The 11,562-nt window shown below is 48.4% G+C and carries 10 protein-coding genes; 3 read left to right on the forward strand and 7 right to left on the reverse strand.

The genetic code is table 11. The features are described from left to right. Positions 1-129: 129 nt before the first annotated feature. Positions 130-450, forward strand: coding sequence for a hypothetical protein (locus tag B5M13_RS27485; RefSeq protein ID WP_080058719.1), 321 nt, complete (start codon positions 130-132; stop codon positions 448-450). Between the two features lie 100 nt (positions 451-550). On the opposite strand, the gene ruvA is transcribed toward B5M13_RS27485, so the two are convergent. The 5 genes from ruvA to B5M13_RS27510 form a co-directional block, all read right to left on the reverse strand. Next, the gene (gene ruvA / locus B5M13_RS27490) at positions 551-1,144 is read right to left on the reverse strand and encodes a Holliday junction branch migration protein RuvA (RefSeq protein ID WP_080058720.1); all 594 of its coding nucleotides are present in this window, start codon (positions 1,142-1,144) and stop codon (positions 551-553) included. A 168-nt stretch (positions 1,145-1,312) separates the two neighbouring features. After that, a complete protein-coding gene (locus tag B5M13_RS27495) occupies positions 1,313-2,887 on the reverse strand; it encodes a lytic transglycosylase domain-containing protein (protein WP_080058721.1) in 1,575 nt (524 codons plus the stop codon). 104 nt (positions 2,888-2,991) lie between these two features. Continuing rightward, positions 2,992-4,425, reverse strand: coding sequence for an Asp-tRNA(Asn)/Glu-tRNA(Gln) amidotransferase subunit GatA (gene gatA, locus B5M13_RS27500; protein ID WP_080058722.1), 1,434 nt, complete (start codon positions 4,423-4,425; stop codon positions 2,992-2,994). 143 nt (positions 4,426-4,568) lie between these two features. Continuing rightward, positions 4,569-4,772 (reverse strand): Sec-independent protein translocase subunit TatA/TatB, encoded by a 204-nt coding sequence (locus B5M13_RS27505; protein WP_020598166.1) that lies wholly within the window; start codon positions 4,770-4,772, stop codon positions 4,569-4,571. Positions 4,773-4,905: 133 nt separating this feature from the next. Beyond that, on the reverse strand, positions 4,906-5,367 hold the full coding sequence (locus B5M13_RS27510; protein WP_080060102.1) for a YkvA family protein: 462 nt from the start codon (positions 5,365-5,367) through the stop codon (positions 4,906-4,908). A 186-nt stretch (positions 5,368-5,553) separates the two neighbouring features. Between B5M13_RS27510 and mdh the strand changes: the two genes are divergently transcribed. Both mdh and B5M13_RS27520 read left to right on the forward strand, forming a co-directional pair. After that, the gene (gene mdh / locus B5M13_RS27515) at positions 5,554-6,495 is read left to right on the forward strand and encodes a malate dehydrogenase (protein ID WP_080058723.1); all 942 of its coding nucleotides are present in this window, start codon (positions 5,554-5,556) and stop codon (positions 6,493-6,495) included. Positions 6,496-6,647: 152 nt separating this feature from the next. Beyond that, on the forward strand, positions 6,648-7,307 hold the full coding sequence (locus tag B5M13_RS27520; protein ID WP_080058724.1) for a hypothetical protein: 660 nt from the start codon (positions 6,648-6,650) through the stop codon (positions 7,305-7,307). A 71-nt stretch (positions 7,308-7,378) separates the two neighbouring features. Here B5M13_RS27520 and B5M13_RS27525 read toward each other — a convergent pair whose 3' ends face one another. Beyond that, positions 7,379-8,764: a hypothetical protein gene (locus tag B5M13_RS27525; protein ID WP_080058725.1), complete on the reverse strand. Its 1,386-nt coding sequence runs from the start codon at positions 8,762-8,764 to the stop codon at positions 7,379-7,381. A 176-nt stretch (positions 8,765-8,940) separates the two neighbouring features. Next, positions 8,941-11,442 (reverse strand): zinc-dependent metalloprotease, encoded by a 2,502-nt coding sequence (locus tag B5M13_RS27530; RefSeq protein WP_080058726.1) that lies wholly within the window; start codon positions 11,440-11,442, stop codon positions 8,941-8,943. Positions 11,443-11,562: the final 120 nt, after the last annotated feature.

An 11,562-nucleotide genomic window follows, 5' to 3' on the forward strand; every position in this document is an offset into this window, starting at 1 on the left:
GCCAACCTGAGGGATTTATATAAATTCTAAATTATTGGCGTGCTAAACAAACGTAGACATAGTTGGTTGATAATGCATTCACGACACTAATTAGATTAATAAGTAAATTCACTAAAACCATCAAACGTTATGAAAAAGCTAATCATTGCTGCTTCTGTCTGCGCTATGCTGGCAGCCGCACAAACCAGTTTTGCCCAGGCCGTTCAGGAAGGGAAAGCGGTTAAAAAAGAGATGAAAGCTGAAAAGAAAATTTCAAAAGCACATGAACTCAATGCCAATGCTCGCAGTGGTAAAGGGCTCGAGATAGCTGGTGTTTCCGACCCTAAAACACGCATGGCCAAAGCAGACCGCAAACTGGAAAAAGCCGAAAAGAAAGCACTGAAAAGCGATGCGAAAGAGCTAAAAGCCGTGGCAAAAGCGAAAACCAAAAAAGCGGCTGGCGTTGATTAACTCCTGATAAAAACTACAGGCGAGGATCATTTCCTCCTCTATCCATATCATATAGCCAACAAACATAGCCAAACTACCTGACTACGTTTGTTGGCTATAACTAGCCCTGTCGCAACGCCCGTCGAATAACTTCCTCTACGGTCAGATTCGGTTCTGCTTTCAGCGCATCATCGACACTCTTTTCGGCAGTGGCTTTGGGAAATCCTAGGGCAACCAGTGCAGCCAGCGACTCCTCCCGAACTGGGTTGGCAGCTTGCTGGCGGTAGGTGGGGCCATCTGGCACAACACCCGATTTCTTCATTTTATCGCGCAGCTCCAGAATAATCCGTTGGGCGGTTTTAGCGCCAATCCCCTTGATGGCCTGGACAGCCCTTACATTTTCGCCAAGAATAGCCAGCCGTAAATCGCCCGGCTGCATAGCCGACAGCATACCGAGCGCCGTATTCGGCCCAACACCCGACACCCCGATCAGATCCAGAAAAAGCGATTTTTCGTCGGCGCTGGCAAAGCCATACAATGCCTGAGAATCTTCCCGAAACAGATGATGAATGAATAATTTGATGCGATCTCCACCACCGGGTAAAATAGAATAGGTTTGAAGCGATATGTGTACCATATAGCCTACACCATGAACGTCGATAATCGTATGGGTAGGCTCTTTGTAGGCAAGAACCCCGTCTAAATAAGCAATCATTCGTTAGCGGCAAAGGCTTGTTTATAAGCCTGTTATAGAACTATAAAGATACAAAAAACCGACGACTTATTCATCAGAAAGCCGTCGGTTTTGACAATTCATTGTACGGTTTACGGCAGATAAAAGCATCGTGTTGTTTTGTCCATCGTAAACTAATAACTACACCCATTAACCAACAATCAACTTCTGGCCGGGGCGGAGCGAATTGTTACGAATGTGGTTTAATTTTTTCAGCCGCTCAATAGTCAAACCATCGTATCGCTGGGCAATGTTCCAAAGCGTATCGCCGTCCTGTACGCGATGGTAACGAGGCTTATACCGCTTACTTTTTACCACAACTTCGGCTTTCTTAGTTGCTTTAGCGGTTCCCTGATGAGCCAGTCGCTCCGCACGTGTTTCGGCCACTTCTTTCAGGATTGTCAACTTCTGCCCACGCTGGATTCTGGTAGACCGTAAATGATTCCAGCGTTTCAAATCATAAAGTTCTACGTTGAACCGATCGGCAATATCAGTTAGATTGTCTCCTTTTTTTACAACATACATTTGCTTGCGGGGCTTCCGCATCACAATCGTTTCAATATCTTCTTCGGGTTCATCATCCGATTCAGTCAGAGCCTGTTTTGCCGCAACCGCCGATGTTTCGTCCAGAGTTATATTCGCCAAAGGATTCTGACTCCGTGCTGCCCAGGCTCCTATCGAATCAGCCCCATACCGAATATCTTCGGCACTGGCCAACAGAATATGCTCCATCCGGCCCGGTATTTTACGAGCCGAATCCATAATAGCTTGCCGACGACTGGCAAAGTAGCCGTATTGCTGATGAGGAATGCGTAAGGGGTATCGCCGGGTATAATCGGGCAAAATCGTCGTGGTAATAGCCGGATTCATCTTCTGCAAATCCATTAACGGCATTGTACTGTGTTTTGCAAACGTTTCAAGATTGAAGTAGCCCGAAATGTGAATCGTATCATGCGGAATTGGATACTCGTAGTTTTCGGCCACAATCCCATGATCGTTAGCATAGTTCATCAGGTAGGTGAACGCTACAAATTGAGGAACGTAACCACGCGTCTCTTTAGGCAGGGCATCATAGATTGAATAAAATGAATCGCCCCCCGTTCGGCGCATGGCCCGTTTCACCGCTCCAGGCCCGCAGTTGTAAGCAGCCATTGTCAGTTCCCAATCGCCAAAGATGTTATACAGATCGCGCAGGTATTTGCAGGCCGCTTCTGTCGCCTTGACCGGGTCCATCCGCTCGTCTACGTAATCATCCTGAAAGAGTCGAAGGTCACGGCCAGTACCGGGCATAATCTGCCAGAGCCCACCAGCGCCCGCCCGTGAAATAGCCCGTGGGTTCAGGGCCGATTCGACGATTGAGAGGTATTTTAATTCGTTCGGTAACCCATATTCGGCAAGTAAACGTTCGTAAAGTGGAAAGAATAGGGGGATTCGTTCCAGCATGGTTTGGGTGTAGCTCGCCCGCCGGAAGGTAAAATAATCGACGTAAGCCTGAACGGCTTTGTGGTAATTCAGAGGAATGTCTTTCTGTAACTTTGCCAGCCGCTCGCGAATCAGACTGTCAGGAACAGTCGGCACATAGGCCAGCGTATCTTTCTTAACTATCGTACTGTCCAATTGAATCGTAGTCTCGGCGTGGGCGCTGCTTACCGACCCAACGAAGGTCGCCCCCACTACCGCACTCAACAGCCTCAGTCTTAACAGGCTACGGTTCAGGTAGTTCATATAGATTACGTTACGTTTATGATGTATGATGTAAGAGGTATGATATTGAGAACAAAAGATTTCTTTTTATGTAAACGCTTCGTTCCTATATCATACAGTATATATCATATATGCTGCAAAGTTTTTGCCAATCCAATCAGTGACTCTTCGGCAAAAGGCGGAGCCATGAGTTGTATACCTATCGGCAGCCCGTTTGCGTCGGTACCATTTGGAATCGATATAGCCGGATAGCCTACTACGTTTGCCTGAACCGTGAATATATCGGCCAGGTACATTTGTAATGGATCCTCTGTTTTCTCGCCCAACTGGAATGCAGGTGTGGGTGTGGTGGGCGACAGTAAAAAATCGTATTGTCCAAATAGCCGCTCGGTTTCCTGCCGAATCAACCGTCGAACCTGTTGTGCTTTGGTGTAATAAGCGTCGTAATAGCTGGCACTCAGCGCAAACGTACCCAGCAAAATCCGCCGACGTACTTCAGCACCGAACCCTTCTGTCCGGCTTTTTTTGTACAACGTCAAAAGGTCCATTCCTGATGTACCCGTCGATAAACTTCTGTATCCATAGCGTACGCCGTCGAAGCGCGATAGGTTCGACGAGGCTTCGGCGGTTGTCAGAATATAATAGGTAGGCAGCAGGTACTGTAACAGCGAAATTTCGACGGGTTCAACCGTATGCCCTGCCGCTTTCAATTGATCGATGGTACGCTGGGTAGCTTCCCGAATGCTTTGATCGACTCCTTCACTTTCGACCCCATCGCGTAAATACGCTATACGCAGTGGACGTTCAGGAAGTGATGCCTGGCTATAGGCTGAAACCGGCCGACTCGAAACCGTACTATCAAACTCGTCGGGACCAGCCATAATTTCGAGCAGAAGCGCGGCATCGTCGGGCGTATTGGCAATCGGTCCTATGCAATCGAAAGAAGATGCATAGGCAATCAAACCCCAGCGGCTCACACGGCCATAGGTGGGTTTCAAACCTACAACGCCACAGAATGCGGCCGGTTGACGGACCGAACCACCCGTATCGGAACCAATACTAGCTAAACAAAGCCCCGCCTGTACCGCAACGGCTGAGCCGCCACTCGATCCACCTGGCACGCGACTGGTATCGGCTGCATTTCGAACCGGGCCAAAGGCCGAATTTTCGTTCGATGAACCCATCGCAAACTCATCGCAGTTTTGCCGACCAATGATTATCACATCCTCATCAATCAGTCGTTGCACGGCTGTTGCTGTAAATTGTGCCGTAAACTTGTCGAGTATACGACTACCTGCGCGTACACCATGATTGGCATAACTGAGCACATCTTTGATACCAATCACCATACCCGCCAGTCGACCAGCCGTACCATCGGCCAGTTTCTGGTCGACACGATCCGCCTGCTGCCGGGCTTCATCGGCGTATACTTCGGTAAATACGTTAAGGTGCTGAGCCTCCTGAATGCGAGTGAGGTACTGCTCTACCAATTGGCGGCAGGTAAGCTGGCCTGTTTTTAGGTCAGCCTGTACAGAAGAAAAGCTACGGTATAGCGTCACAAGGAAATGGCTTATCACTACTCAGCCCTCAACGGGAAAGAATTACGTTCTCTCGTAGGACAGGCAGCTAAACTAACAAAAACAGACAATCAGACGGCTCCTTAAGGGAACCGCCTGATTGTCTGCCTGGATACAATACATGCTTAGTGTTTATCCGACTCTTTCAGACCTTCTTCGATATTCTCGCGAACGTCTTTAGTAGCGTCTTTGAATTCTTTGATGCCTTTACCGAGGCCCCGTGCGAGTTCGGGAATTTTTTTAGCGCCGAACAACAGGAGCAACGCCAGGAAGATAAAAATCATTTCCTGACCGCCCAAACCCATAATTGCAAAAATGCTTGAAACCATGATTCCTGGAATTTGAATGTATGCAAAATTAATGAATTACGAAGTACGATTTACGATTTACGATATAAAAGTTACGAACTACGATTGGGCTTTTACCAAATCGTCAATCGCAAGTCATACATCGCTTTCTACTTTATCCGATCTTAATCGTTGCCGCTCGACGAGGTGACTCGCCTTGCTGATTAACGACCGGATTTTCCCACTGTCTGAACTTTTCTATATCATCTTTTATGCCACTAAACAGCCAGAGCATCAGCGCAATATCGTCGGTTAAACCAACAACGGGCAGAAAATCCGGCAAAAAATCCAGGGGCGACACAAAATAGATCAGCACGGCAATCATTCTGAGCAGGGTTTTCCAGGGCACTTCCCGGTAATCACCCGATGCGTATGCTTTCAGCAAACGGGTCACCACGCCCAGTTGGTCACGGAATGTCGAAAAGTTAGCGCCTGTCAACCCGCCACTTTTTTCAACCGCTTCCCGAATCAATTCAAACAAACTACGGCTGTTTCGGGCATATCGGGATGCGCCAGCGTTGGCGCGCTTGAAGAAGATAGAGGATAAAACTCTGGATATAAGATTACTATTTTTCATTGGCATATCCATTCGGTAGAATGGCTGATTAACAAAGCAGGTGGCAGTGAATGTCTAACAACTTTTTTCGAATAATCTATTAACGTTGGAACTGAAGCATAAGTTTTATTCCCCTTGTATTGGTTTGTGTAGAACCGGGGCTGTACTTTTGCGGTCTCGTGTTAACCCTTTAATTCCGAATACCGTATGAAAGTTACAGTAGTAGGTGCTGGGGCCGTTGGAGCCACCTGCGCCGATAACATTGCCCGCCGGGAGCTTGCCCATGAAGTTGTGCTGTTAGACATCAAGGACGGGCTTAGCGAAGGTAAATCCCTCGATATGCTCCAGGCGTCAACGTTGCTCGACTGCGACGTTAAAATAACCGGCTCTACCAATAATTACGAAAAAACGGCGGGTTCGGATGTCGTCGTTATTACATCGGGGATTCCACGCAAACCAGGAATGACCCGCGAAGACCTTATTGGCATCAATGCGGGGATCGTAAAAGGCGTTACCGAAAACATTCTGAAACACTCGCCCGACGCTATCTTCATTATCATATCGAACCCAATGGATACCATGACGTATCTGGCCCTGAAAGCGTCAGGTTTGCCCAAAAATCGGGTAATTGGCCTAGGTGGTGCATTGGATTCGGCTCGTTTTAAAACCTATCTATCGCTGGCGTTGAACTGCTCGCCCAACGACTTACAGGCTTCCGTTATCGGTGGCCACGGCGATACAACCATGATTCCGCTGACCCGTCTAGCTACTAAAGCAGGGGTTCCTGTCGGCAATTTCCTGGACGAAGAAACGCTGAAAAAAGTAGCTGCAGATACGATGGTTGGCGGTGCTACCTTAACCGGATTGATCGGTACCTCGGCCTGGTATGCACCTGGAGCGGCTGGCGCCTACATGGTTGAAAGCATCCTACGCGACCAGAAACGCGTAATTCCATCTTGCGTATTACTCGAAGGTGAATATGGCCAGTCGGACATCTGTCTGGGTGTACCCGTTGTGCTGGGTCGTAGCGGTTGGGAAGAAATCATTGATTACAAACTGAACGAGGAAGAGCAGGCTGCCTTCAACAAATCGGCCGATGCTGTTCGCAACATGAATAGCGTATTGAGCACGCTAAACATCGGTATCTAATTCTTTCGATTGCTCATCATTTGAAAAACCGGTCCCAACGACCGGTTTTTTGTTTTCCCCACTTCATACGGTGTTAATGCCGTTTCAGCCAAAGTCGATTTTCAAGCCCACTCGTCGCTCTATAACTATGCAGTGTTTAACAGCCTCTTTTTATGAAAGCCTTATTAACCACTGTACTGTTTCTTAGCGCACTGAGTAGTGCTTTTGCCCAGACGCGTGAGATTTATACGAATCCAAATTTCAAAACCCTGGCCAAAGACCATAAAGTCCTGGCTATTCTTCCCTTTAAAACGACTCTGCAGTTACGACCAAAAGAAGTTGAAAAAAATGGAGGGCCTGCAGGCGTTGCAGCGCTTGAAAAACGGGAAGGCCTGGGTGTACAAAGTGCCGTTCATTCCTATTTTCTGAAGCGGAAAGAAAGCAACGATATCTTTGTTGATTTTCAGGACCCAGCCCGGACAAACGCGCTGCTGGAACGTAATGCTGTGACCTATGAAACGCTGACGAGTTTTACACCGGAAGAACTGGCAAAAATCCTGAAAGTTGATGGCATTGTATCGGGTACATTTGAAAGTACACAGCCCATGTCGGATGGAGCTGCGATCGCCATGACGCTGGCCGTCGGATTTGGTGGTGCTACCAATACCGGAAAAACAACCATCAGCATCAACGATGGCAAAACGGGCCAACTCCTCTGGAAATATGACAAGACCCTGTCCCGCGGTTTTGGCAGCAATACCAGCAGTATCATCACAACCATCATGCGCAAAGCCTCCCGGCAATTCCCATACGATAAAGACTTCAAGGAGTAGCGCCGGGCACCAAACACTCTGCTGTGGTGGCAGATGTAAGCATCTGCCACCACGTTACCACTACACCCCTTTCAGATAAAAATCTGATACTGCAATGTCAACTGACCACGACGGCCACCCGGTGCGTACTGATTACCTGAAATCTGGTAAAAAGGCCGATTCTGGTAGTCGAGGGTAAACTTACCGTTATGTCCTTTGATCAGGTAGTTGATTCCAACGTTGTAAATGCCCAGTGTCTGTGTTACACGCTGATAGTTCGCAATCTGTGCTTGCACATACGGCATAAGCGTACCATTGCCGGGGCCGAACAGATCACGTTTTAACAAATACCCAAACTGGCCATAGACTACATTTCCTGTACCAAACATTGGAAATGCATTCCCTTGCGTGTTAGCCGGATAGCCAGCCGAGATTCCACTGCCAGGGTTCATGATTCCGTTGAAGCGCAAATAGTTAGTGCCATAATTGGTATGGAAGTACCCCAGATACGCATTCACGGCTGTCCCTTTTTCTTTGTTTACAGGCATATCCAGGAATGACGCAATCGACCACAGGTTCATGTTATGATACGCCGTATCACTGGCCGCAGGAACACTCACCGTTGCGTTTTTCTGAGTAATAAAGCCAGCTTCGAGATTAAAAATCTTTTTAGAGCCCAAGTAAGTGCCCGTATTGTAGCCCGGTGTCTGGTGCGATTCCTTATCAAAGAACTGCCACATAAAAAGTCCCTGATACTGCTTGGTGTGGCCTTTTAGCGTAAAAATGGCGTTTGGTCCATAGGTCGGCAGGGCTGAACCATTGGTCTGAATTGGAAATGGATCACTCATCGCAATCCGGTAATCCAGATGCCCAATTTGCCCTCGCGCATAGAGACTTAATTTGCGCGAAAATTCGTCCGTCTGGTCAACTGTGGCCTGGGCAAACACCGGAACATCCATACTCATAATGCTACTGACCCCCGGCGCTGAAAACCGGGATAGACCATTGACAATAGTCAAACCATAGCCGATTTTCAGGTAATCCTTGTTCTTCCAGACGATATATTCGCCTACCGCATCATGAAAAAAAGGCTGGATTTTCCGGTTCGACGTAGCCGTTGGACTGAATCCGCCATTGAGGTAATTAAAATTATTCAGCCCAAACTGAAAGTACAAAAAAACGTGATCGCTGATCTGTCCAAACAGTTGGATACGCGTCCGGCGCAGACCAATATCGAATGTATTGTCGTTGGGCTCACTCACAACTGTAGTCCCCGGATTACTTTGATTAAACCGAAGCCAGCTCTGATTCAAAAACGTAACTTTAAAAAAACGGGAGCCCGACGCATTCAGGTTATATTTCAATTCATTTGTTTCAGGCGATTTAGTGGTATCGGGTTTAGCATATTGTTGAGCAATGGTGAACTGGCTGAGCATCACCAAAGCAATTACCCAGACAGTTTTTAGAGAAGAAATCATATAAATACTGTTTTTTGATCGAAACGAGACAGACACGAGTCCCACTATAAACGAGTAAATAGATTAAAAAGAGATTAAAATTAGACTACAGAATTCGACCAATACAACAGAACGAGTCCGAAAAGGCAAAAAAAACCGCCTGTTTTGAAAGCAGGCGGTTTTTTATAATGTAGAGCTTATTTCCAGTCGCATGCTGGAGCGAGCCATTCCTGTCCCGTATCGATGGGCATACCGTCGGGTGGCGTTTGCGGATTAGTGGGTTTCAGATCGGCAATATTACCATCGGCCCGGCGAATCTGGTCCAGAGCCAGCAGGCGATGAGCAGCTGTTTTCGGATTAGTAGCTGGGGCCGAAATCTTCGCTTTTAACTGGCCAAGTTTCAATAAAGCAATTCCTCGTGCCTGTGGCGTTGCGTCCTGACTGTTGGCCAAATCGAGTAGTTTTTGTAAAAACAATTTTTCGGTCAATCGCTTTACCTCGGCCTGATAGCCATCAGCAGGATCGGCTTTGTACCAGGTTGCAGCCAATACCTGATCGAGCATTCCTTCCAGACTCAATTGCGCCGGGTCGATGGCCGATTGGGCTACCAGTCGGCTTACCCGCTCCGAATTGAACAGCATCTGGAGCGTCAGGCCTGCAGCCGCTTCCGGTGCTGCCAGTGGATCGAAGGAAAGCCCTGTCCGGCGTTTGAATACTTCCCGTGGATTAGGATCATATCGGAACGGATGAGGAGGAATCAGCGCCAGCACTGATTTAGGAACCGCCAAAAACGCGGGATCTATCGTAGCCAGTAAGGCGTCTAAGGCCCGTTTCTGCTCCTGAACTGGTACCGTCGCTACAACCGGCTGACCATCACCCCGTAGTGCATTGGTATATACTTGCCCCGCTACAACCTTCGCAGCGGCTTCCACCTGATAGCGGTGGAACATATACATGGGCACCAGCACCTCTTCCAGCGTAGCCATAGGCGTTCCGGTCGGAATTTTCTTCTCTGTAAAATTGGCCAGAGCTATCCGACGAACATCGCTCACTCGTTTTAATTCATCGACAGCGTTGTTGCCATTGTCCCACAGGTGCGTACCGGGGTGAACCGACCCCTCCGGGCGGGCGTCTTTGTCCGTCAGGAACGTAAGGCCGGACTTGTGCATATCGTTTACGATTTTATCGAGTGCCTGTTTCTCATTAGTCCCACTCGGAAACTGCTCATACCCGTAGCGGATGCTCCATTTGTCGTAAACACCAATTCCTTTTGCATAGGCGTCCGACAGATCAATGCTGGCCCCTTTCACTTTAGCTACCATCGTTGGGTAGTCCATAACCGATGCCCGACCAAACTCTCCTCCTCCCTGCGTACTGGCAATGTAATTATGTGGCAAACCGAGCGTATGGCCTACTTCATGGGCAGCCAATTGCCGAAGTCGCTCAATGGACATCTTCATCATAGGGTCCGAATTAGGATCGAGTGCGTTGGCTCCGGCATAATCGCCAACCAGCCCCTGGGCAATCAGGTAATCCTGCCGAACCCGAAGCGAGCCTAGGGTTACTTTACCTTTGATAATTTCGCCTGTCCGGGGATCGCTGATGCTGCCACCGTAGCTCCAGCCACGTGTTGAGCGGTGTACCCACTGCACAAGATTGTACCGAACATCCATCGGGTCGGCATCGGCAGGGAGCAACTTTACCTGAAACGCATCTTTATAACCAGCCGCTTCAAACGCCTGATTCCACCAGGCCGTCCCCTCCATCAATGCCGAACGAATCGGTTCGGGCGTACCGGGGTCAATGTAATAAATGATGGGCTTAACCGCTTCACTAACAGCCGCCGACGGGTCTTTTTTCTCTAGCCGATGCCGCGAAATATACCGCTTCATGATCGGCTGGCTAACGGGCGTTGCATAGTCGAAGTATTCGATACCACCATAGCCAATGCGTGGGTCAAAAACCCGTGGCTTATAATTGGCATCGGGCAGTTGCACAAATGAATAGTGTTGGTGAATGGTGACAGCCGTTGGCGTTGGCACCACTTCGCGCAGATAGGCGCCTGGATTGTCGCCTGTAAGCGTCAGAATGGCCTCAAACTCAGTATTCTGTGGAAACGCTTTTGTATTAGGCAAATAGATCGCACAACGGGCCGGGTCCAGCCGAAAAGCCCCCTGACGCGTACGGGCGATTGCCTGAATTGCACCGACAAGATCCTGCATCATAAACGGTGTCAGATCGACCAGTACCTTGCCGTTCTCTTCAGCTGCCACATCGAATCCTGCATGAACCGATTTGGCAAACGATTCTTCAACTGCCCGACGCTCCAGCGGATCATTGCTGATAGCCCGGTACGAATAGTTGGGCTCAATCATCAGCACTTTGGGACCACTCCGTTGAAACTTGATGATGTGCTCCTGACCCAGCCGCCCACGATCGAGGCCAATATCATTGGAGCCGACACCCTGCGCCAGCGAAGGGTAAAACAAAAGCTCTGTATCGAACTTGTCGATTTCAAGCCAGATTTTGCCTTTTTTGGCATCCCAATAATAGGTCAGATAGCCCGGATGTTTTTCCATGCCATTGGTAAAACCGGCAATGGTAGCTGAGCCTCCAGAACCACCCGTGGGAGCCTGGGCAGCCAATTGATACATGGGGATAAGTACAAGTGATAATAAGGTAACTAAACGTTTTTTCATGTGTTAACAGGTTGTCTTTTGCTGTTGACGATACTTATAATTGGTCATTTAGTAGCCATCATATAGTCTATTTGTGGTCATTCATTGTAGAAGGCGGTTTTACTCGCAATGACTATTAAT

Source organism: Spirosoma aerolatum (assembly GCF_002056795.1).
Lineage (GTDB): Bacteria > Bacteroidota > Bacteroidia > Cytophagales > Spirosomataceae > Spirosoma > Spirosoma aerolatum.